At 71.8% G+C, this 21,533-nt stretch carries 17 protein-coding genes; 7 read left to right on the forward strand and 10 right to left on the reverse strand.

From position 1 onward, the window contains the following. The first annotated feature begins 114 nt into the window (after positions 1–114). Positions 115–1,734 carry an MDR family MFS transporter gene (locus ABT147_RS41975; protein WP_351416663.1) on the forward strand — a complete coding sequence of 540 codons (1,620 nt, stop codon included), beginning with the start codon at positions 115–117 and terminating at the stop codon, positions 1,732–1,734. 312 nt (positions 1,735–2,046) lie between these two features. On the opposite strand, the gene cseC is transcribed toward ABT147_RS41975, so the two are convergent. The 6 genes from cseC to ABT147_RS42005 form a co-directional block, all read right to left on the reverse strand. Next, entirely contained in the window at positions 2,047–3,498 is a 1,452-nt protein-coding gene (gene cseC / locus ABT147_RS41980; protein WP_351416612.1) for a two-component system sensor histidine kinase CseC, read from the reverse strand. 15 nt (positions 3,499–3,513) lie between these two features. Next, on the reverse strand, positions 3,514–4,221 hold the full coding sequence (gene cseB / locus ABT147_RS41985; protein ID WP_351416614.1) for a two-component system response regulator CseB: 708 nt from the start codon (positions 4,219–4,221) through the stop codon (positions 3,514–3,516). Between the two features lie 49 nt (positions 4,222–4,270). Further along, the gene (locus tag ABT147_RS41990; protein WP_351416616.1) at positions 4,271–4,978 is read right to left on the reverse strand and encodes a hypothetical protein; all 708 of its coding nucleotides are present in this window, start codon (positions 4,976–4,978) and stop codon (positions 4,271–4,273) included. After that, entirely contained in the window at positions 4,966–5,517 is a 552-nt protein-coding gene (locus tag ABT147_RS41995) for a SigE family RNA polymerase sigma factor (protein ID WP_351416618.1), read from the reverse strand. Before ABT147_RS41995 ends, ABT147_RS41990 begins: the two co-directional genes overlap by 13 nt. A gap of 325 nt (positions 5,518–5,842) precedes the next feature. Further along, complete coding sequence (locus tag ABT147_RS42000; protein ID WP_351416620.1) at positions 5,843–6,760, reverse strand: HhH-GPD family protein; 918 nt, start codon at positions 6,758–6,760, stop codon at positions 5,843–5,845. Between the two features lie 280 nt (positions 6,761–7,040). Next, positions 7,041–8,096, reverse strand: a complete 1,056-nt coding sequence (locus ABT147_RS42005; RefSeq protein ID WP_351416622.1) for an LLM class flavin-dependent oxidoreductase — start codon at positions 8,094–8,096, stop codon at positions 7,041–7,043. A gap of 336 nt (positions 8,097–8,432) precedes the next feature. Between ABT147_RS42005 and ABT147_RS42010 the strand changes: the two genes are divergently transcribed. Beyond that, positions 8,433–9,272 carry a hypothetical protein gene (locus ABT147_RS42010; RefSeq protein ID WP_351416624.1) on the forward strand — a complete coding sequence of 280 codons (840 nt, stop codon included), beginning with the start codon at positions 8,433–8,435 and terminating at the stop codon, positions 9,270–9,272. Positions 9,273–9,505: 233 nt separating this feature from the next. On the opposite strand, the gene disA is transcribed toward ABT147_RS42010, so the two are convergent. From disA to ABT147_RS42025, 3 genes are all read right to left on the reverse strand, one after another. Beyond that, positions 9,506–10,630, reverse strand: a complete 1,125-nt coding sequence (gene disA, locus ABT147_RS42015) for a DNA integrity scanning diadenylate cyclase DisA (protein WP_351416626.1) — start codon at positions 10,628–10,630, stop codon at positions 9,506–9,508. 81 nt (positions 10,631–10,711) lie between these two features. Then, positions 10,712–12,121 carry a DNA repair protein RadA gene (gene radA / locus ABT147_RS42020; RefSeq protein ID WP_351416628.1) on the reverse strand — a complete coding sequence of 470 codons (1,410 nt, stop codon included), beginning with the start codon at positions 12,119–12,121 and terminating at the stop codon, positions 10,712–10,714. A 279-nt stretch (positions 12,122–12,400) separates the two neighbouring features. Next, positions 12,401–13,786, reverse strand: coding sequence for a DUF6351 family protein (locus ABT147_RS42025; RefSeq protein WP_351416630.1), 1,386 nt, complete (start codon positions 13,784–13,786; stop codon positions 12,401–12,403). 215 nt (positions 13,787–14,001) lie between these two features. Between ABT147_RS42025 and ABT147_RS42030 the strand changes: the two genes are divergently transcribed. Then, on the forward strand, positions 14,002–15,741 hold the full coding sequence (locus tag ABT147_RS42030) for a BACON domain-containing protein (protein ID WP_351416632.1): 1,740 nt from the start codon (positions 14,002–14,004) through the stop codon (positions 15,739–15,741). A gap of 60 nt (positions 15,742–15,801) precedes the next feature. On the opposite strand, the gene ABT147_RS42035 is transcribed toward ABT147_RS42030, so the two are convergent. Beyond that, a complete protein-coding gene (locus tag ABT147_RS42035) occupies positions 15,802–16,704 on the reverse strand; it encodes a DUF3109 family protein (RefSeq protein WP_351416633.1) in 903 nt (300 codons plus the stop codon). Positions 16,705–16,775: 71 nt separating this feature from the next. Between ABT147_RS42035 and ABT147_RS42040 the strand changes: the two genes are divergently transcribed. The 4 genes from ABT147_RS42040 to ilvD all read left to right on the forward strand — a co-directional run bounded on the left by ABT147_RS42040 (position 16,776) and on the right by ilvD (position 21,443). Continuing rightward, the gene (locus tag ABT147_RS42040) at positions 16,776–17,708 is read left to right on the forward strand and encodes a Ppx/GppA family phosphatase (protein WP_351416635.1); all 933 of its coding nucleotides are present in this window, start codon (positions 16,776–16,778) and stop codon (positions 17,706–17,708) included. 299 nt (positions 17,709–18,007) lie between these two features. Next, positions 18,008–18,817: a sugar phosphate isomerase/epimerase family protein gene (locus ABT147_RS42045; protein ID WP_351416665.1), complete on the forward strand. Its 810-nt coding sequence runs from the start codon at positions 18,008–18,010 to the stop codon at positions 18,815–18,817. Next, entirely contained in the window at positions 18,814–19,434 is a 621-nt protein-coding gene (locus ABT147_RS42050; RefSeq protein ID WP_351416637.1) for a TetR/AcrR family transcriptional regulator, read from the forward strand. Before ABT147_RS42045 ends, ABT147_RS42050 begins: the two co-directional genes overlap by 4 nt. Before the next feature lie 155 nt (positions 19,435–19,589). Then, positions 19,590–21,443 (forward strand): dihydroxy-acid dehydratase, encoded by a 1,854-nt coding sequence (ilvD, locus tag ABT147_RS42055; protein WP_351416639.1) that lies wholly within the window; start codon positions 19,590–19,592, stop codon positions 21,441–21,443. Positions 21,444–21,533: the final 90 nt, after the last annotated feature.

The raw sequence follows: 21,533 nt of genomic DNA on the forward strand, positions 1-21,533 counted from the left end.
GGCTAGTTAGAGACCTAGCTTCCCTAAGTGTAGACAACTAGCCGGTCGGCAAGTAAGTGCACGGAGCTCCGGGGGGAGTGGAGGACCGCGATGGGTGCGGAGACGAAGAAGGAAATGAAGAAGGCAGTGGAGGAGGGAACGGAGAAGGAGACTGTGGGCGGTGGCGCCGGGGTGGACGGGGCGCAGCCGCGCAGTGTGCGGGTGGTGCTGCTCGCGCTCATGATCGCCATGCTGCTGGCGATGCTCGACAACATGATCATCGGTACCGCGATGCCGACGATCGTGGGTGAGCTGGGCGGGCTCGAACATCTGTCGTGGGTCGTCACCGCGTACACGCTCGCGACCGCCGCCTCCACTCCGATCTGGGGCAAGCTGGGCGACCTCTACGGCCGCAAGCGGGTCTTCATGACCTCGATCGTGATCTTCCTGATCGGGTCGGCGCTGAGCGGGATGGCCCAGGACATGGGCCAGCTGATCGGGTTCCGCGCGGTGCAGGGACTCGGCGCCGGTGGACTGATGGTCGGCGTCATGGCGATCATCGGCGATCTGATACCGCCGCGGGAGCGGGGCAAGTACCAGGGGATGATGGCCGGTGTCATGGCCCTCGCCATGATCGCCGGGCCGCTGGTGGGCGGGTCCATCACCGACCACTGGGGCTGGCGCTGGTCCTTCTACATCAACCTGCCGCTCGGGGTCGTGGCGCTGATCGCCGTCAGTGCCGTACTGCATCTGCCGAAGCCGTCGCGGGACGGGCGGTCGGCGCGGGACATCGACTATCTGGGCGCGGCGCTGCTGACCGTCGGCATCACGGCGATCGTGCTGGTCACGACGTGGGGCGGGACCGAGTACGCCTGGGGGTCGGCCGTCGTCATGGAGCTGATCGCGCTCGGGGTGGCCTCGCTGGTCGGGTTCCTGTTCGTGCAGAAGCGGGTGGCGGAGCCGGTGATACCGCTGCACATCTTCCGCAGCCGGAACTTCACGCTGATGTCCGTGATCGGGTTCTTCACCGGGTTCGTGATGTTCGGCGCGGTGCTGTTCCTGCCGCTGTACCAGCAGTCCGTGCAGGGCGCGTCCGCGACGAACTCCGGGCTGCTTCTGCTGCCGATGCTGGGGGCGATGCTCGCGGTGTCGATGGTGGCCGGGCGGGTGACCACGGGGAGCGGTCGTTACAAGGTCTTCCCGGTCGTCGGGAGCGTTCTGATGATCGTGGGGCTGTTTCTGCTGGCGCAGATGGACACCGGTACGAGCCGGGTGACGTCCGGGGTGTTCATGGCGGTGCTGGGTGCCGGTATGGGGTGTCTCATGCAGATCACCATGCTGGTCGCGCAGAACAGCGTCGAGATGAAGGACATGGGGGTCGCGTCGTCCACGACCACGCTGGCCCGGACGCTCGGGTCGTCCTTCGGGGTCGCCGTCATGGGGGCGCTCTTCAACAGCCGCGTGCAGGATGTGATGGCCGAGCGGGCCGGGGAGCTGGGGTCGCAGGTGACCGAGCGGTCGGCGCAGCTGGATGCGGCGAGTCTGGCGAAGTTGCCGGTGGCGGCGCGGGAGGCGTATCAGTACGCGGTGTCCTCCGGGACGCATTCGGCGTTTTTGCTGGGGGCGGTGGTTTCTGTGGTGGCGTTGGTGGCTGCGGTGTTTGTGAGGGAGGTGCCGTTGCGGGGGGCCGGGGGGTCTGTGGCGGATGGCTCCGCCGGGGAGGCCGGGGCCGAGGGGGCGGTGGCGCGCGCCTGAGGGGGTGGGGGTGCGGGTGCGTCGGCGGGTGCGGGTGCGTGGGGCTTCTCGCGCAGTTCCCCGCGCCCCTTAAATGCAGGGGCTGCGCCCCGTGCTTTTCAGGCCCGCAGGCCCGTCGGCTTTCAGGCCCCAGCCCCGTCGCCTTTCAGGCCCGCAGGGGCCTGAATCCTTTAGGGGCGCGGGGAACTGCGCGACCAGCCCCCACTCACCCGCAGATGACCCACGACCCCCACGACCCCACGCATCCCACGGCCCCCACGACCCCACGCATCCCACGGCCCCCACGACCCCACGCATCCCCCGCCCCCGGCGTCACATCGGCAGCATCGGATAGCTGCCCGTGTTCGTCGGGGCGTGTTCCGGGAGCCAGAGGACGGCGACCGCGCCCTCGGCCGGTACGTCGTCCGGGGCTCCGGGCGGGCGGACGTTGCGGAAGGTGAGGCGGGCGCCCAGGACACGGGCCTGGCCGGCGGCGATGGTGAGGCCGAGGCCGTGCCCCTGGCCGGCCCGGTCGGACGCGCCGGTGCGGAAGCGGCGCGGCCCGTCGGCGAGCAGGTCCTCGGGGAACCCGGGACCATGGTCGCGCACCCGGATGACGCGGCCCTCCACGGAGACCTCGATCGGCGGCTTGCCGTGCTTCGCCGCGTTGGCCAGCAGGTTCAGCAGAACGCGTTCGAGGCGGCGGGGATCCGTCGTCACCGCCGACTCGTGCACGACCTGTACCCGCACCCCCGCGTCCTTCGCCGCCACCCGCCGGGCCACGAACTCGCCCAGCATGATGTCCTGCAACTCGGCCCGCTCGGAGGCCCCGTCGAGGCGGGCCACCTCCAGGACGTCCTCGACGAGCGTGCGCATCGCCTGGGCCCGGTCGCGGACCAGTTCGGAGGGGCGGCCCGGCGGCAGCAGCTCCGCCGCCGTCAGCAGACCGGTGACCGGCGTACGCAGTTCGTGCGCGATGTCCGCCGTCACCCGGCGCTCCGCCTCGATGCGCTGCCGCAGCGTGTCGGCCATGGCGTCCACGGCCCGTGCCAGCTCGGCGGTCTCGTCGCGTACGACACCGCCGATCGCGTCCTGCACCCGTACGTCCGACTCGCCCTTGGCCACCTCGTGCGCGGCCGCCGCCGCCTTGCGCAGCCGGCGGGACATCTGGCCGCCGATGAGCACACCGAGGGCCGAGCCGCCGAAGACGACCGCGATCGAGCCGATGAGCAGGGCCTGGTCGAGGTCCCGCAGCACCGCGGAGCTGTGGTCGGTGAAGTCGGTGTGCAGGGAGAGGACGCGCTTGTCCTTCAGCGGGACCGCCGCCCAGATGTCGGGCACCCCGTTCTCGCCCTCCGAGACGTAGGTGGCCCGGCGGCCCTCCCCGACCTTGGCCAGCAGGTCCTTCGGGATGTCGGGGTCGTCGAGCTTCACCCCGAAGGCGCCGGACTTCAGCGGGCGGCCCGACTCGTACATGCGCTGGGCGACCTGGATGCGCTCGTCGGCGAGGTCGCGGGAGTTGTCGAGCATCGACACGCGCGCCGCGTTGTGCACGACCAGGCTCAGCGCGACCGCCACCAGCGCGCCGACCAGCGCGATCGCCGCGCTCAGCTGCCATCGCAGACCGGTGCGGATGCCCGAGGCGAGCCCCGTACCGGACCGGCGCCCGGCGGCGGTTCGCGTACCGGACCGGCGGTCCACGGCGGTGCGCGTGCCGGTCGTACCGAGGCCGACGGTGACGGACGGCTCCGGCTGCCGCCCTCTTCGTATCCCCCTGAGGTTCATGTCGCCCCGCCCCGCTCAGGCCTTGAGCTTGTAGCCGAAGCCGCGGACCGTCTCGATCCGGTCCTGGCCGATCTTCGCGCGCAGCCGCTGGACATGGACGTCGACGACCCGGGTGTCGCCGCCCCAGCCGTAGTCCCACACGCGTTCGAGCAGCTTGTCGCGGGAGAGCACCGTGCCGGGGGCGGACGAGAACTCCAGCAGCAGCCGCATCTCGGTCGGCGTCAGGGCCACCGGCGCCCCCGACTTCCGTACCTCCATGCCCTCGGTGTCGATCACCAGTTCGCCGAAGGTGAGCACTCCGCCGGTGTTCGCCGCCCCTGCCTCCTCGGCCTTGGCGTCGCCGCCGCTCGCGTGTCCGAAGCGGCGCAGCACCGCGCGGATCCGGGCGACCAGGACGGCACCGTCGAACGGCTTGGTCACATAGTCGTCGGCGCCCGCCTCCAGGCCCAGCACCACGTCGATGGAGTCGGCGCGCGCGGAGAGCATGATCACGGGGACGGTCGACTCGTCACGGATACGGCGGCACAGGGAGACCCCGTCCAGGCCCGGGACCATGACGTCGAGAAGCGCGATGTCGGGACGGTCCGCGCGGAACGCCTCCAGCCCCGACAGCCCGTCGGGCATGGCCGTGACCGCGAAGCCGTCCCGCTCCAGGGCGAGCTGGGTGGCCTCGCGGATGACGTCGTCGTCCTCGACGAACAGGACATGGGTCTGCTCTGCCATCCGGTGATCTCGCTCGCTCTCGCTCGGGGTGCGTCGGTGGACGTGGTCGTCAGCTCGGTTCGGGGGTGGCCGATTCCGCGCCACCCACCGCGGTGCTGTACTCGGTGCGCGTACTGGAACGCTCGACGAAGCCGTCCTTGATCCAGCGATACGTGGTCACTTCCTCGCTGGACGGGTACGACGACGGATCGCCATTCTCGTACAGCTGCCGGGTGACCAGGAGGTCGCCCCGGTCGATCTCCGCGTAGACGGGGGGCTGTTCGGAGAGGAAGACGCTCCGGTAGCGCCCCTTCTCCGAGCGGTACACGTACGAGGCCACACCGACGGCGTCCGTGCAGGTCATCACATTGACCACGAGGTCGTCGCCCGAACCCCCGGTCAGATTCCCGTAGGTCACGTCCACCGGGTACTCGTCGGCCACGCAGGGCTTCAGATCGCTCTTCACGGTCTTGCTGACCTCGGGGTCCGCGCGGACCATACGGACGACCTCGTCGACACTCGGATGATCCCCGGCGCCGCCCCCGTCGCTGTCTCTGTCTTCCTCGCCGTCGACCGACGCGGAGACGGACGGTGAGGCCGCGCCCGCCGCGAGGGAGTCGTTGTCGGCCGGTCCCTCGTCACGGGCGCCGGTGCCGCCCGTGCCGCAGGCGGTCAGGGAAAGACCGAGGGCGGCGAGCACGGCCACCGCCGTGATCACCGCCTTCGAGGCCCGCCGGATCCCTGGACCCGGGCCGGCCGCTGTGCTCAGGCCGCGCAACGCTCCTGCTCCTCGCTCGCTTCGAGCGCGCGGGCGGCACGCTCTTCGATGTCCCGCGACTCCAGCTCCTCGCGGAGCCGGGCCAGCGCGCGGTGCAGCGTGCTCTTGACCGTGCCGGCCGACATGCCGAGGGCGGCGGCCGTCTCCTCCGTGGACATCTGCTCCCAGTGTCGCAGCACCACGACACTGCGCTGCTTGGGAGCCAACACCTTCATGATGTCCATGAGGAGGGCGCGGTCCGCGTGCTGCTCGGTGGAGTCGTCGATGCAGGCGTCCGGCAGCTGCTCGGTCGGGACCTCCTCCAGCTTCCGGGCCCGCCACCACTCCGTCCGCGTGTTGATCATGACCCGGCGCAGATAGGCGTCCGCCAGCCGCTTGTCCGCGATGCCGTCCCAGCGGCCGTACGTCCGCGCCAGTGCCGTCTGCAGCAGGTCCTGGGCGTCCACCGGGTCCGGGACGAGCCGGCGGGCACTGCGCAGCAGCGCGTCCTGCCGAGTGCGGACGTACTCCTCGAATTCGAGCACCTCGCCGTGCGCCATGATCAACCGCCTCCGTTCCCCGTTTCCGACGCCCGCGCCCCACGCGCTCCGTCGGTTGTCCGCCGCTTCAGTCGCTCGTCCCACCGGATCCGCTGGTTCGTTTCGCGGGTTCCTGCGGTACGCCAATGAAGCTACGGAGGGGTTGTCACGGGGACGTCCGAAGCAGCCTGCGGAGAACGCTCGGCTGTCCGTCGGTTGTGTAACGGAAGTAGGAACGGGGTAAAGCCGGGCGTGCTTTGGGGTGGAGATGGGGTGGTTCACCCAGCCGGACGGCGTCGGGGTCTGTGTTGCGGTGATGCCTCGGCGATGCGCGGGCTGTGTGACGTCAGGTGAGAGGGAGGCGGTAGAGGCCGCCCGGGAGGGGTTCCACCAGACCGTCGGAGACCAGTCCGTCGAGGGCGCGGGCACGCTGCACCGGCTCGTCCCACACCCGGTCGAGCACCGCCTGCGGCACGGGCGCGATCGCCTCCCGCAGGACGGCGAGGAGCTTGCCGCGGACCTGCCGGTCGGTCCCGGCGTACGTCTGACCGCGCCGCGCCGGACCCTCGTGCGCGGGCTTCCCGGCCAGCCGCCAGGCGCACTGCCCGGCGATCGGGCACCGCCCGCACGTCTCGTTCTTCGCCGTGCACACCAGCGCGCCCAGCTCCATCGACGCGGCGGCCCAGCGGGACGCCGTCCCGTCGTCCTCGGGCAGCAGGGCGCGGGCCAGTTTGCGTTCGGCGGCCGTGGTCGCGTTCGGCGGGTACTGCGTGCCGCTGACCGCGCGGGCGAAGACCCGCCGCACGTTCGTGTCGAGCACGGCGTGCCGTTGCCCGTAGGCGAACGACGCCACCGCCGCGGCCGTGTACTCGCCGATGCCCGGCAGCGCGAGCAACTGCGCGTGATCCCGGGGTACGTCCCCGCCGTGCCGTTCCGTTATGGCCACCGCCGCGCCGTGCAGCCGTAGCGCGCGGCGTGGATAGCCGAGCCGGCCCCATGCGCGCACCGCCTCGCCGGGGGGCTCCTTGGCGAGGTCCGCGGGGCGGGGCCAGCGGGCCAACCACTGTTCGTAGACGGGCAGTACGCGGTTGACCGGGGTCTGCTGGAGCATGAACTCGCTGACCATCACCCCCCACGGGCCGGCCTCGGCCCGCCGCCAGGGCAGATCACGGGCGTGCGTCTCGAACCAGGCGATCACCGGGGTGTGCAGTGCGGTGGGGGTTGCGTCGGCAGGGCTGTTCTGGGGCTTCGTGGGTGCAGTCATGGCACGGTCGATCCTGCCATGCGGGGGTGGGTGGGGGCCGGTTCTGGTGGGGGGTGTCTGGGGTGGGTTGTCGGGTGCGGGTCCGTCGTGGCCGGTCGCACAGTTCCCCGCGCCCCTGAAAAGCAGGGGCTGCGCCCCGTGCTTTTCAGGCCCGCAGCCCCGTGGTCTTTCAGGCCCGCAGGGGCCTGATCTTTTAGGGGCGCGGGGAACTGCGCGAGAAGCCCCACCGGAGCCGCACCCGCCAATGAACCCGCACCCCCGAGCTCTCCCGCGTACAGGCTCAGGCCACAGCCGGGCGCCACCCGAGTTCCGGCCCCAGCTTCGTCGCGACGTCCGTGAGGATCTGGACGTAATCCCCGTGGTCGAAAGTGAAGGGCAGCGCGAAGGCCACCTCGTCGACCTCGCGGAACGCGACGTGCGCGTGCAACTGTTCGGCGATCTCCGCGGCCGTACCCACCAGGTCCGGCGCGAACAGCAGCCGGGCCGGCCCCTGCGGCGCACCCGTCCGGGGCAGCCGCGCCGCCGCGTACGCCTCGTACTTGGCGCGCTGCTCCGAGGTCGCCGAGTCCGTGGGGATGACGACGAGCCCCTGCGAGACCCGGGCCCGCTCCCGGTCGGGGTGATGCGCCCGGAACTCCCGGATGTGGGAGAGCTGGACCCGGGCGAAGTCCGTCTCCTCCGCCCCCTCCGCCTTCACCACGCTGCTCGTCAGGAAGTTCATGCCGTTCTCACCGGCCCACCGCGCCGACCGGAGGCTGCCGCCGCCGTACCACATACGGCCGCCCAGCCCGGGGGAGTACGGCTGCACCCGGTCGGAGAAGACCTCGAAACCCTCGGTGCCGCTGAAGTCCGTGGCCGCCTCGCCCCGTACGAAGCCGAGGAGCCGCCGGACCCGTTCGAAGCTGAAGTCCTCCGCGTCGGCCGTGTCGGGGTAGAGCGCGGCCTTGACGGTGTCGTAGTGCATAGGCGGGCCGACGCTGATCCCCGGGTTGAGCCGGCCGCCGGAGAGCAGGTCGACCGTGGCCAGGTCCTCGGCCAGCCGCAGCGGGTTCTCCCAGCCCAACGGGATGACGGCGGTGCCCAGTTCGATACGGCGCGTGCGCTGCGAGGCCGCCGCCAGGACCGCCACGGGGGAGGAGATGCCGTACTGCAGATGACGGTGGCGGAGCCACGCGCTGTCGAAGCCGAGCCGCTCACCCAGCTCGATGATCTCCAACGTCGACTCGTGGCCCTGGCGCGGATCGGCCTCGTCGAACAGCCCGATGGTCAGAAACCCCAGCTTCCGCAACGGCCTCGACGCGGCTGCGGTGGTGCCGGTTTCCACGGATCCGTCCATCGTCTTCTCCAAGTCCTCCGACGTGCTTCGGTGGTGGGGAAATTGTGGCAGGTGGGGGCGGGGAGACGGCGAGCGGAGTCGGGCGGTGCGGATGCGGGCTGAGCTCCTGCGTAGATTTCGTGAACGGACATATGGAGCCTGAGAGTTCGGTTCGCTCGCGTGGCCTCGCTCCGGTCACGGATCGTGTTCGTCCGGCGCCTACGCTCACGTACCGCGATCATGAGTCGCCCGGTCGGGGCCGTGGTGGGAACGACCGGGATGATGATCCGGAAAAGTTGAGGTTTCGGGCGGCGGGTGGGGCCAGCGAAGTGCCGGATCTCTCGTACAGTTTGCGCCGTGGGATCTCTGCGCAATCCGATCGGGCCGCTTCCCTCCACCATCTACTGGCGACGGAGGGCCATTCTGCTGACCGTCGTCGGTCTGCTCGCGGTCCTGGTCGTATGGGTCGTCACCGGCGGGGGCGGGAACAGCGGGAACAACGCGGGCGAGCCCGACGGAAAGAACCCCGCGACCTCGATCACGCCCGGGCCGTCCGGTTCGGGTCCCGCGATCAGTGAAGCGCCGGGCGGGCGGGACGAGTCGGGCGACGAGTCGAGCGCCGGGGGCGACGGTTCGGGATCCGGTTCCAGCTCGGGTTCTGGTTCGGGTTCCGGCTCTGACGCCGAGTCCGGGGCCGCCGGTGGCGGGGCCGGTGCCGCGGGAGGCGGTACGTCGGACGACGGCGGCAAGAACGGGAGCAGTTCCGGTGAGCAGGTTCCGGCCGGGTCCAGCCTGCCCAACTGCACCGCCGGGGCCGTGAAGTTGACCGTGCGCAGTGTCCGTAACGCCTACGAGCCCGGGGTGAACCCCACGTTCGAACTCATCGCGCGCAACTCCTCCGGTGGGGACTGCAAGCTCGATCTCGGGCCGGACAACACGGTGGTGACGATCACGGCGGCCGATGCGGATGACGCGTTCTGGTCGTCCGAGGACTGCCATGAGACCGCGGGCAGCCTGGTGTTCAAGGTGCCGGCGGGGGATCGGGTCACCTACACCGTGGAGTGGAACCGGGATCCCAGTGCGCCCAACTGTGCGACGCCGTCGGCGGGTTCGGCCGTTGCTGGGACGTATCTCGTGGAGGCGGAGGCGCCGGGGCTGGCCACGGCGCGGACGTCGTTCGTGCTGGAGAAGGACTGACGGGCGGGGTTCGATCGGGGGGTTCTTCGCCCCCGCCGCCCCTACCCGTCCCATCCCCAGGGGCGCTGCCCCTTCGACCCCGGTCGGCCCCGGTCGGCCCTGGGGCCCGTTTCTGGGGGCTGCGCCCCCAGACTCCCTTCGGCCTGAACGGCCTCGTCCTCAAACGCCGGACGGGCTGAAAGTGCCTGAGGTCGACCTCGAACGCCGGACGGGCTGAGAATGCCGGAGCGGAGCTAGACGTAGCGCTCCAGGATCGACGACTCCGCCAAGCGGGACAGGCCCTCGCGGACGCTTCGGGCGCGGGCCTCGCCGACTCCGTCGACCGTCTGGAGGTCGTCGACGCTGGCGGCGAGGAGTTTCTGGAGGCCGCCGAAGTGTTCGACGAGGCGGTCGATGATGGCGCCGGGGAGACGGGGGACCTTGGCGAGGAGGCGGAAGCCGCGGGGGGAGACCGCGGAGTCCATGCCTTCGGGGGAGCCGGTGTAGCCGAGGGCGCGGGCGACCGTGGGGAGTTCGAGGAGCTCGGCGTGGGTGAGGGCGTCGAGTTCGTGGAGGGCTTGGTCGACCGTCCGGGAGCGCTTGGCCGTGGGTTCCGGGACGTAGTCCCTGACCACCAGCTCGCGTTCCGGTTCGACGCCGGCGATCAGCTCGTCGAGCTGGAGGGCCAGTAGACGGCCGTCCGTGCCCAGTTCGACCACGTATTCGGCGATTTCGGTGGCGATGCGCCGGACCATCTCCAGTCGCTGGGCGACCGCCGAGACGTCCCGGACCGTCACCAGGTCCTCGATCTCCAGCGCGGAGAGCGTGCCCGCGACCTCGTCCAGGCGGAGCTTGTACCGCTCCAGGGTCGCCAGGGCCTGGTTCGCGCGGGACAGGATCGCCGCCGAGTCCTCCAGGACGCGCCGCTGTCCGTCGACGTACAGCGCGATCAGGCGCATCGACTGGGAGACGGAGACGACCGGGAAGCCGACCTGTTTGCTGACGCGGTCGGCGGTGCGGTGGCGGGTGCCCGTCTCCTCGGTGGGGATCGTCGGGTCGGGGACCAGCTGGACGCCCGCCCGGAGGATCTTGGACAGGTCCGAGGACAGCACGATGCCGCCGTCCAGCTTGCACAGTTCACGCAGGCGCGTGTCCGTGAACTCGACATCCAGGACGAAACCGCCCGTACACATGGCTTCGACGGTTTTGTCGGAGCCCAGCACGATGAGTCCGCCGGTGTTGCCGCGGAGAATCCGTTCAAGCCCGTCGCGCAGGGCCGTGCCTGGGGCCACGGCGCTCAGTGAGGCGCGCATCAGGCCATCGGCACCGGAGCTCCCGCCGGACTTTCCGGGAGCTGCTGCCCGGTCGTTGGCTGCCACTGCACTCCTCGGGTCGCAGGATCTGGGGCGCTCCCGTTTCGCACACGTGGTTCGTACGGACGGGCGAGACCTGGGCAAAGTCTACCGGCGGTCCTCCTCGTCCCGTGGGGCCTCTCGCCGACGGGATCGCGGCAGTACCCGGAGGGCGTCTCCCATATCGGCCACTTCCAGGACCTTCATACCGGGCGGAACCTTGCCGGGGTCGGACGGAACGAGCGCGTGCGTGAAGCCCAGACGGTGTGCTTCGGACAGCCGGCGCTGGACTCCGGTGACCCTTCTGACCTCGCCCGCGAGGCCCACTTCGCCGATCGCCACGAGGTTCTTGGGCAGGGGGGTGTCGGTCGCCGCGGAGGCCAGGGCCAGGGCGATCGCGAGGTCCGCGGCGGGTTCCGAGAGCTTTACCCCGCCGACCGTCGCCGAGTAGATGTCCCGCTTGCCGAGGGCGCTGATCCGGCCGCGCTGCTCCAGGACCGCGAGCATCATCGAGACCCGGGAGGTCTCCAGGCCGGACGTGGTGCGGCGGGGGGAGGGGAGCTGCGAGTCGACTGTGAGCGACTGCACTTCCGCGACCAGGGGGCGGCGGCCCTCCAGGGTCACGGTCAGGCAGGTGCCGGGGACCGGTTCGTCGCGGCGGGTGAGGAAGAGGCCGCTGGGGTCCGTGAGGCCGGTGATGCCCTCGTCGTGCAGCTCGAAGCAGCCGACCTCGTCCGTGGCGCCGTAGCGGTTCTTGACGCCCCGGACCAGGCGGAGGCGGGCGTGGCGGTCGCCCTCGAAGTGCAGCACCACGTCGACGAGGTGTTCGAGGAGGCGGGGGCCCGCGATGGCGCCGTCCTTGGTGACATGTCCCACGAGGAGGGTCGACATGCCGCGTTCCTTGGACGCGCGGATCAGGGCGCCGGCGACCTCGCGGACCTGGGCCATGCCGCCGGGGGCACCGTCGATCTCGGGGGAGGCGACGGTCTGGACCGAGTCGAGGATCAGGAGGCCCGGCTTGACCGCGTCCAAGTGGCCGAGGACGGCGGCGAGGTCGGTCTCGGCGGCCAGGTAGAGGTGGTCGTGGAGGGCGTTGATGCGGTCGGCGCGCAGCCGGACCTGGCTGGCGGACTCCTCACCCGTGACGTAGAGGGTCGGGTGCTCGGCGCTCGCGGACTTGGCGGCGGCGTCGAGGAGGAGGGTGGACTTGCCGACGCCCGGCTCGCCCGCGAGGAGGACCACGGCGCCGGGGACCAGGCCGCCGCCGAGGACCCGGTCGAGCTCCGGGACGCCGGTGGTGCGGGCGGTGGCCTGGCGGCCGTCGACCTGGCCGATGGGGACGGCGCTGGTGGTGACCCGGCCCGGGGCCGTCGTACGGACGGCGGGCGTGCCGTACTCCTCGACCGTGCCCCATGCCTGGCATTCGGGGCAGCGGCCGAGCCACTTGGCCGTCTGCCAGCCGCACTCTGTGCAGCGGTAGGACGGGCGGTCCTTCGCGGTCTTCGTACGGGTGGCCATGCACGAACCGTAACGGAGCCCACCGACAGCCTCCGGCGGTTGGCCGGGTTCGAGTGCGCGACCGGGGCTTCGGGGGAGGTGGGCGCCTGTTCACCGTGGGGGTGCTGTGACGTGGGCGGGGTCCTGTCCGCTGTGGCTGATCGCGCAGTTCCCCGCGCCCCTGACGGGGCGCGGTCGCGCCCTGCCCCCGCCTCCCCGACTGCGGGCGGTCGTGCCACTAGGGGCGGCATCGCAACCGCCGAGCCGCGGAACCCGGCCCCGCCCCCGGCGGACGGTGCCCTACAGTCGGCGCCCGATCGTCAGTTCCGCCGGGCGGTACGGGATGTACGCCGCGCCGTCGAGGCCGAGGGCGACGGCGGCGGTCTGGAGGGCGCCCGGGGTCGCGGAGGCGCCCCAGTGGCCCGTGTCGAGGCGGGACTCCACGGCGTGGAGGGCGGCGACCGTCTCGGCGGTGGTGAAGGTGCAGTGGCCCTGGCGTTCGACGTAGGCCTGGCGCAGGAGGGCGGCGTCGCCGGAGGCGCGCACGCGGGCGGCGAAGCGGGACTCCTGTTCGACGGGGACGAGGTCGTCGGCGACGGTGTGGATGTCCAGGAGCGGGACCGCGAGGCCCTGTCCGGCGGAGGAGGTGCGCTCGCCGGCCGCGACGGCGGCCGGGTCGGCGGCGATGTCGGCGTGGGAGGTCAGGTTCCGCAGATCGGCGCGCAGGTTCAGGCCGGCCTTCTTGTACAAAGCCTTGACCACGGGCGCGTGCTGCGAGTTCGCGAGCACGCGCGCGTAGTCGACGCCCTTGTTCCCGGAGTTGTTGCCGCCGAGGGCCTTCTCGACGTGGTAGCGGGCGGGCTCGACGCGGTTGAGGACACCCTGCGCGAGCCACGCGTACTGCTGGGCCTGCTGCGCCTCCCAGTCCCCGTCGGCGGGGCGGTCCTTGCCGGGTGCCCAGGTGGGCAGGTTGAGGTAGGCGGCGGCGAGGGCGATACGGGCGCGGCCCTCGGGGGTCTGCTGCGCGGCGACGACGGCGTCGGTGAGCTGCCGGCCGGTCGCGGCGCCCTCGGCCTCGGAGGCGAAGTCCACCAGCTTCACCGGCGTGTCCGGGAGCAGGAGCCGGGCGATCGTGTATTCGGCGTCGAGCTGGTAGGTGTGCAGGTCGTTGGCGCCGGCCACGAGACCGCACAGGCCCAGGGCGCCGTCGATCCCGCCGGCGCCGGAGCGGGCGAGCTGAGCGTTGACGAGCCCGCCCATGGACTGGCCCATGGCGAGGGTGCGGGTGGGTTCGCCGATCTTCTCGGTGACCGCCGCGATGGTGGCGACCTGGTCGCGCGCGGCGCTCTCCAGGGCCCAGAGGGTCTCGCTCACGTCGTAGGAGGAGCCGGTGAGCGCGTAGCCCTCTTCGAGGAGCCGCAGGCGTACGGCCTCGCGGGGGGCGTTCTGGGGTGCGGTGCCGCCGAAGCCGTGGCTGAAGACGATCAGGGTGCCGTTCCAGTTCTCCGGGACGTCCGCGATCCAGGCGGCCCCGTCCGGGAGGATGCCGGTGAGGCGTTCGACGGAGGGCGCGGCCGTCTGCGCGGTGGCCGTCGGGACGGAGGCGCCGGTCAGCGAGAGGACGACGGCGGCGGCCAGGGCGGAGAGCGCGCGGGCGGGGGACGGGCGGCGGGTGCGTGCGGTCATGAGAGTGGGGCTCCTGACTCGGCGTACCTGAAGGTAACTTGGACTCCTGGGAATGTAGGCGGATCCGTGGCCGTGGTCAATAAAGTGCACAACATTGGCCGAGAGGCGCCGGAGGCCGGGATTCCTGTCCCCTTATGAGGGATCGTTTCACCCGTACGGAGTAAATGTGCCGAAGGGGCGAGAAGGTGCCGCTTCCGGGCGCCTACCGTCCATGAATGATGAGCATCAGTCCGGAAACCTCGACCCGCACCACCGGCGCACACCGGGCGCACCGCGAGGCGCGCGATCGGGCGGCGGCGCGCGCGGTGGCGCAGCGCCCGCCGGCTCGCTACGAGCCCTACCTGGACGGCCTGTTCACCTACTGCATGTCCGTGCTGTGCGACCACGACGCGGCCACCGCCGCGCTCGCCGACGTACTCGCGCTCGCCGAGCGTCGCCGGGGACCGGACGCCGCCGACGACCGCCGGGCCTGGCTGTACGCGCTGGCGCGGTGGTCCTGTCTGCGCAAGCTCGCCGAGGTCCGGCAGAAGCGTCCGGAGAAACGGCCGGGCACGCACGCCCCCGGGCGCCCGCCCGCGCACGGCGGGGGGACCGACAAACCGCGCGCCGCGAAGACCACAGTCAGATCCACCGCCCTCCCCGAGGACGAGGAGCGGCGGCGCGGCCACGAACTCGCCCTGCTCGCCTGGCCGGAGGCCGCCGGCACCACGCCCGAGCAGCGCGAGGCGCTGGAGCTGGCCGTGCGCCACCAGCTCACCGCCCACGAGGTCGCCGACGTCCTGGGGCTGGACCCGGCCGCCGCGCGGGAGTTGCTCGCCTCCGCCGCCTGCGAGGTGGAGCGCACCCGGGCGGCCCTCGCCGTCGTCGAGACCGGCGCCTGTCCGAGCGTCGCCCTGCTCGCCGGTGATCATCAGTTCGTCCTGAGCGCCACCCTCCGCCGCGAACTCGTCCGGCACGTGGACGACTGCCCCGTCTGCCGCCGCGCCGCCGAGCGCGCCGTCCCCGGCCGCTGGCCCGGCACCACCGTCACCCCCGCCGCGCTCCCGGTACTCGAAGCCCCGCGCGCCGCCCTGGGGCCGGCGATGGCGCACCTCACACGCGCGCGTGGCCGCGCCCCGCGCTTCGACCGGCGGGGCTTCCCCATGGACCCGAGGGACCGCGCGGCCCGCCGGGACCGGCTGCGCGCGCGTGCCGTCACGACGACCGTCGTGGCCACCGTGGTCGCCGCGCCCGTCTTCGCCCTCTGGGCCGCCTACCGTGGCGCCCCCCTCATCGGCGAAGGCGGCGACGGCCGTTCGGTCAGCGCGGGCGAGGAACAGGGCGACGGCGACGGGACCGTGGGCGTCGGCAGTGGCGACGCGTACGAGAACGCGGGCAACGCCCGGACCAGGCCCGGCGCACGCCCCGGCCGGGGCAAGCACGCGGCGGACGACGTGTCCGTGGAGGTCACCCAGGGCAAGGGGCGGGACGCGCTCTCCGTCTCGGCCGCGAACGACGGCGACACCACCCTCATCACCCTGAGGGCCACCGGCGACTCACCCGTCCGCTGGACCGCCCGAACCGGCGCCGACTGGCTCTACCTCAGCCAGTCCTCGGGCACCCTGGAACCCGGCGAGTCCCTGACGATCAAGGTGTACGTCGACCAGCTGAGCGAACCCGCCGGGTACTGGACGGCACAGGTGTCGCTCGCCCCCTCGGGCGCCGTGGTGACCATCGAGGGCCACGGACCGGTGCCGGCGCCCCCGGTCGACTCAGGGCCGACCCCACCGGCCCCGGACCCGGGACCGCCGAGACCCACCGCCCCGCCCCCGGCACCCGACCCGGACCCCACACCCACCGGCCCGGCCCAGCCCGAGCCGACCCCGACCCCCACCGACCAGGCCCCCACGGACCCACCCGGCGGCCCGACCCCACCACCGAGCGACGGCGGAGGAGACCCCCCGCCGGCCTCGTAGACACGGCGGGGAGGGAATCGGGAAAACCGGGAAACCTTCGGTTCGTCTACGGGCGCACCTCTACGGGCGCACCTGCTCGGCCGGATCCACCGGATCCGCCGGATGCGGAGCCACCAGCGGCAGCCGGGACGCCAGCCGCTGCTCGCACACCTCGACCAGCCGGTCGTACCCCGCCTTGCCCATCAGCTCGATCAGCTCCGGCCGGTACGAGACGTACACCGGGTCGCCCGCGCCGTGCGCCGAGGTCGCCGAGGTGCACCACCAGTGCAGGTCGTGGCCGCCCGGACCCCAGCCGCGGCGGTCGTACTCACCGATCGACACCTGGAGCACCCGAGTGTCGTCGGGCCGGTCGATCCAGTCGTACGTGCGCCGGATCGGCAGCTGCCAGCAGACGTCCGGCTTCGTCTCCAGCGGCTCGCGGCCCTCCTGGAGCGCCAGGATGTGCAGCGAGCAGCCCGCGCCGCCCGAGAAGCCCGGACGGTTCTGGAAGATGCACGAGCCCTGGTAGGGGCGGGTCTGGCGGTCGCCGTCCTCGTCCTTGGAGACCCAGCCGGTCTGAGTGCCCACATCGTGGAACTGCCAGATTTCCGGCGTGAGCCTCGCCACATGTCCGGCGACGCGCTTCTCGTCGTCCTCGTCGGAGAAGTGGGCGCCCAGACTGCAGCACCCGTCGGCCGCGCGGCCCGCCTGGATGCCCTGGCAGCCGCTGCCGAAGACGCAGTTCCAGCGCGAGGTCAGCCAGGTCAGATCGCAGCGGAAGACCTGCTCGTCGTCCGCCGGATCAGGGAACTCCACCCACGCGCGCGCGAAATCGAGACCTTTCTCGTCCGGCGCGGTGGACTTCGCCGATTCATTCTTCGTCGACTTGGGCGGCTTGGCCGCCGCCTTCACACGCGAAGAGCCGCCGGCCGGGGCCGCTCCCGCTGCCGACTTGTCAGCCTTTGCCTTTTTCGTCTTGGGCACCCGTCCAGGGTACGGCGCCCGAGACGACATCGAGGACGGTGCACGGCTCCGCTGGCAGTAGCGTTCCGCCCATGAGACTCGGTGTCCTCGACGTGGGATCGAACACGGTGCATCTGCTGGTGGTGGACGCACACCCGGGCGCGCGCCCCCTGCCCGCGCACTCGCACAAGGTGGAACTACGCCTTGCCCAACTCCTCGACGAGGCCGGGGCCATCGACTCCGAAGGGGTCGACAAACTCATAGCCGTCGTCCACGAGGCGCTCCAGGCCGCCGAGGACAAGGGCGTCGAGGAACTGCTCCCGTTCGCCACCTCCGCAGTGCGCGAGGCCAGCAACGCCGACGACGTCCTCGCGCGTGTCAAGGACGAGACCGGCGTCGAGCTGCAGGTCCTCACCGGCGCGGAGGAGGCCCGGCTGACCTTCCTCGCCGTCCGCCGCTGGTTCGGCTGGTCCGCCGGCAAGCTCCTCGTCCTCGACATCGGCGGCGGCTCCCTGGAGATCGCCTACGGCATAGACGAGGAGCCCGACGCCGCCGCCTCGCTGCCGCTGGGCGCCGGGCGCCTCACCGCCGGCTGGCTCCCCGGCGATCCGCCCACCCCCGACGACATCCGAGCCCTGCGCCGCCATGTCCGGGCCCAGATCGCCCGTACGGTCGGGGAGTTCAGCCGGTTCGGGGCGCCCGACCATGTCGTCGCCACCTCCAAGACCTTCCGGCAGCTCGCCCGTATCGGCGGCGCCGCCCGCTCCGCGGAGGGGCTCTACGTCCAGCGCGACCTCAAGCGCGGCGCGCTCGAAACGTGGGTCCCCAAGCTCGCCGGCATGACCACGGCCCAGCGTGCCGCGCTCCCCGGCGTCTCCGAGGGCCGCGCCAACCAGCTTCTCGCCGGGGCGTTGGTCGCCGAGGCGGCGATGGATCTGTTCCAGGTGGAGACGCTGGAGATCTGCCCCTGGGCCCTTCGGGAGGGCGTGATCCTGCGGCGGCTGGATCACATGGGGACGGCGTAGGGCGTAGGCCGGGAGGGGTGTGTTGTCGGGCGCGGCTCCGGTGGGGCTTCTCGCGCAGTTCCCCGCGCCCCTAAGGGCCTACGGCCCTTTCGGGCCGAAAAGCGAAGCGGGCCGCAGGCCCTGCTTTGCTTTTCAGGGGCGCGGGGAACTGCGCGACCAGCCCCCACGCACCCGCGCCCGCCGACGCACAGGCACCCCGACGGCGCCTGGGCAATCCGCCCCCCACCCCCGGCCGACTCCCGCCCCCCGGCCCACCCCACCCGGCCCACCCCGTTAGGCTGTCCCGCGTGGCAGACGTCGTGCGGATCCCGGATGCGAAGGTCGCCCTGTCCACGGCCTCCGTGTACCCGGAGTCGACGGCCACGGCCTTCGAGATCGCCGCGCGCCTGGGCTACGACGGTGTGGAGGTCATGGTCTGGACCGACCCGGTCAGTCAGGACCTGGAGGCCCTGCGCCGCCTCTCCGACTACCACCAGATCCCGATCCTCGCCGTACACGCCCCCTGCCTGCTGATCACCCAGCGGGTGTGGTCCACCGACCCCTGGGTCAAGCTCCAGCGCGCCCAGGCCGCCGCCGAGAAGCTCGGCGCGAGCACGGTCGTCGTCCACCCCCCGTTCCGCTGGCAGCGCCAGTACGCGCGCGACTTCGTCACCGGGATCTGGCGGATGGCGAACGAGACGGACGTCCGGTTCGCCGTCGAGAACATGTACCCCTGGCGCTACCGCGACCGCGAGATGCTCGCCTACGCCCCCGACTGGGACGTGACGAAGGACGACTACCGGCACTTCACGATCGACCTCAGCCACTCCGCGACCTCCCGCACCGACGCCCTGGAGATGGTCGACCGCATGGGCGACCGCCTCGGGCATGTGCACATGGCGGACGGCAAGGGCTCCGCCAAGGACGAGCACCTCGTCCCGGGCCGCGGCAGCCAGCCCTGCGCCGAACTGCTGGAACGTCTCGCCCGGACCGGTTTCGACGGCCACGTCGTGATCGAGGTCAACACCCGCCGCGCCATGTCCGCCGCCGAGCGCGAGGCCGACCTGGCGGAGGCCCTCGCCTTCACCCGGCTGCACCTCGCCTCCCCCGTGCGGGTCCCCCGGCCGTGACCTCGGCCACCCCCCGCCGCCGGGGCCGGCCCTCCCGTACGGAATCGGCCGACACCCCCGCCACCCGCGACCGCATCCTCACCGCGGCCCGCGAGGAGTTCTCCGAGCGGGGCTACGACAAGACGTCCGTACGCGGCATCGCCAAGGCCGCCGGAGTGGACTCGGCGCTCGTGCACCACTACTTCGGGACGAAGGAGCAGGTGTTCGAAGCGGCCGTCACCCTCTCCTTCGCCCCGGCCATGGAGGCTCCCCGGACGGTCGAGGAAGGCCCCCTCGACGGCGTCGGGGAGCGGCTCACCCGGTTCGTCTTCGGCATCTGGGAGAACCCGGCGACCCGTACGCCCCTGCTCGCGATCGTCCGCTCCGCCGTGAACAACGAGGCCGCCGCCGCCGTCTTCCGCCGCATCATCGCCACCCAGGTCCTCCGCCGCATCGCCGACCGCCTGGAGGTCCCGGACGCGGAGCTGCGCGCCGAGCTGGCGGCGGCGCAACTGGTGGGCATCGCGATGCTGCGGTACGTCATCAAGGTCGAGCCGTTGGCGTCGGCGGACCCGGAGCGAATCATCGAGAGGGTGGCCCCCGTGGTGCAGGCCCACCTCACCGGGCCTGGTCTTTAGGGGCGGGGAACTGCGCGACAAGCCCCACCGACCCGCAGCCGAAAACCGAGACAGTCATCCCGCATTCCGGACAACCTGTCCAACCCTTGGCGCAACGGGCGTACGCTCGACTCAGTCACAAGTCTCTGATCGCAGTCTCTGAAGGAGCGCCCGCGATGCCCGAGCTGAGGTCCCGCACAGTCACCCACGGCCGCAACATGGCGGGCGCCCGCGCCCTTATGCGGGCCTCCGGTGTACCGGGCGCGGACATCGGCCGCAAGCCGATCATCGCGGTGGCGAACAGCTTCACCGAGTTCGTGCCGGGTCACACCCACCTCCAGCCGGTGGGCCGGATCGTCAGTGAGGCGATCCGTGAGGCCGGCGGCATCCCGCGTGAGTTCAACACGATCGCCGTCGACGACGGCATCGCGATGGGCCATGGCGGCATGCTGTACAGCCTGCCGTCCCGCGACCTGATCGCGGACAGTGTGGAGTACATGGTCGAGGCGCACTGCGCGGACGCCCTGATCTGTATCTCCAACTGCGACAAGATCACTCCGGGCATGCTGAACGCGGCCCTGCGGCTGAACATCCCGACGGTGTTCGTCTCCGGTGGCCCGATGGAGTCCGGCCGGGCCACGCTGGTCGACGGCACGGTCCGCACGCTCGACCTGGTCGACGCGATCTCCGACGCGGTGAACGACAAGATCTCGGACGAGGACATCCTCCGGATCGAGGAGAACGCCTGTCCGACCTGCGGTTCCTGTTCGGGGATGTTCACCGCCAACTCGATGAACTGTCTGACCGAGGCGATCGGCCTGTCCCTGCCGGGCAACGGCTCGACCCTCGCCACCCACACCGCCCGCAAGGCGCTGTACGAGGACGCGGCCCGCACGGTCATGGACATCACCCGCCGTTACTACGAGCAGGACGACGAGACGGTCCTGCCGCGTGCCGTCGCCTCGTTCGCGGCGTTCGAGAACGCCATGGCCCTGGACATCGCCATGGGCGGTTCCACCAACACGATCCTGCACCTGCTGGCCGCGGCCCAGGAGGCGGGCGTCCCCTTCGGCCTCGACGAGATCAACGCGGTCTCGCGCCGGGTGCCGTGCCTGGCGAAGGTCGCGCCGAACGTCGCCAAGGACCGCACGTACTACATGGAGGACGTGCACCGCGCGGGCGGTATCCCGGCCCTGCTGGGCGAGCTGCACCGTGCGGGTCTGCTGAACGAGGACGTGTACTCCGTCCACAGCCCGTCCCTCGCCGACTGGCTGAAGACCTGGGACGTGCGCGGCGGCTCCCCGTCCCCGAAGGCCGTCGAGCTGTGGCACGCGGCGCCCGGCTGCGTCCGCTCCGCCGAGGCCTTCTCCACCTCCGAGCGCTGGGAGGCCCTGGACGAGGACGCCGAGGGCGGCTGCATCCGCTCCGCCGAGCACGCCTACTCCAAGGACGGCGGCCTCGCGGTGCTGAAGGGCAATCTCGCGGTCGACGGCTGTGTGGTGAAGACGGCCGGTGTCGACGAGTCGATCTGGACGTTCGAGGGCCCGGCGGTCGTCTGCGAGTCGCAGGAGGAGGCCGTCCAGAAGATCCTCATGAAGGAGATCACCGACGGCGACGTCGTCGTCATCCGCTACGAGGGCCCCAAGGGCGGCCCCGGTATGCAGGAGATGCTCTACCCGACCTCGTACCTCAAGGGCCGTGGCCTGGGCAAGACCTGCGCGCTGATCACCGACGGCCGCTTCTCCGGCGGCACCTCCGGCCTGTCCATCGGCCACGCCTCGCCCGAGGCGGCCGCCGGCGGCACGATCGCCCTCGTCGAGGACGGCGACCGCATCCGTATCGACATCCCGAACCGTTCGATCGAGCTGCTGGTCGACGACGCCGAACTGGCCCGCCGCGAGGCCGCCCTCAACGGCGTCTACGCCCCGAAGAACCGGGAACGCAAGGTGTCCGCCGCGCTGCGCGCCTACGCCGCGATGGCCACCAGCGCCGACAAGGGCGCGGTGCGCGACGTCAGCAAGCTGGGCTGAGGCGTCTAAGGGGCGCTGAGGCGTCTAAGGGTCGAGGGCCGAGGCCGGAGGGCCGACGATCGTAGAGGGCCGTTCCCCTGGGCGCGGCCC

The organism is Streptomyces sp. NPDC001868 (assembly GCF_040297125.1).
Lineage (GTDB): Bacteria > Actinomycetota > Actinomycetes > Streptomycetales > Streptomycetaceae > Streptomyces.

Excerpts from the sequence above, each read along its gene's own strand:
- ABT147_RS41975 (WP_351416663.1), top strand. The coding sequence starts at position 115 with ATGAAGAAGGCAGTGGAGGAGGGAACGGAGAAGGAGACTGTGGGCGGT.
- cseC (WP_351416612.1), bottom strand. The coding sequence starts at position 3,498 with ATGAACCTCAGGGGGATACGAAGAGGGCGGCAGCCGGAGCCGTCCGTC.
- cseB (WP_351416614.1), bottom strand. The coding sequence starts at position 4,221 with ATGGCAGAGCAGACCCATGTCCTGTTCGTCGAGGACGACGACGTCATC.
- ABT147_RS41995 (WP_351416618.1), bottom strand. The coding sequence starts at position 5,517 with ATGGCGCACGGCGAGGTGCTCGAATTCGAGGAGTACGTCCGCACTCGG.
- ABT147_RS42000 (WP_351416620.1), bottom strand. The coding sequence starts at position 6,760 with ATGACTGCACCCACGAAGCCCCAGAACAGCCCTGCCGACGCAACCCCC.
- ABT147_RS42005 (WP_351416622.1), bottom strand. The coding sequence starts at position 8,096 with ATGGACGGATCCGTGGAAACCGGCACCACCGCAGCCGCGTCGAGGCCG.
- radA (WP_351416628.1), bottom strand. The coding sequence starts at position 12,121 with ATGGCCACCCGTACGAAGACCGCGAAGGACCGCCCGTCCTACCGCTGC.
- ABT147_RS42025 (WP_351416630.1), bottom strand. The coding sequence starts at position 13,786 with ATGACCGCACGCACCCGCCGCCCGTCCCCCGCCCGCGCGCTCTCCGCC.
- ABT147_RS42030 (WP_351416632.1), top strand. The coding sequence starts at position 14,002 with ATGATGAGCATCAGTCCGGAAACCTCGACCCGCACCACCGGCGCACAC.
- ABT147_RS42040 (WP_351416635.1), top strand. The coding sequence starts at position 16,776 with ATGAGACTCGGTGTCCTCGACGTGGGATCGAACACGGTGCATCTGCTG.
- ilvD (WP_351416639.1), top strand. The coding sequence starts at position 19,590 with ATGCCCGAGCTGAGGTCCCGCACAGTCACCCACGGCCGCAACATGGCG.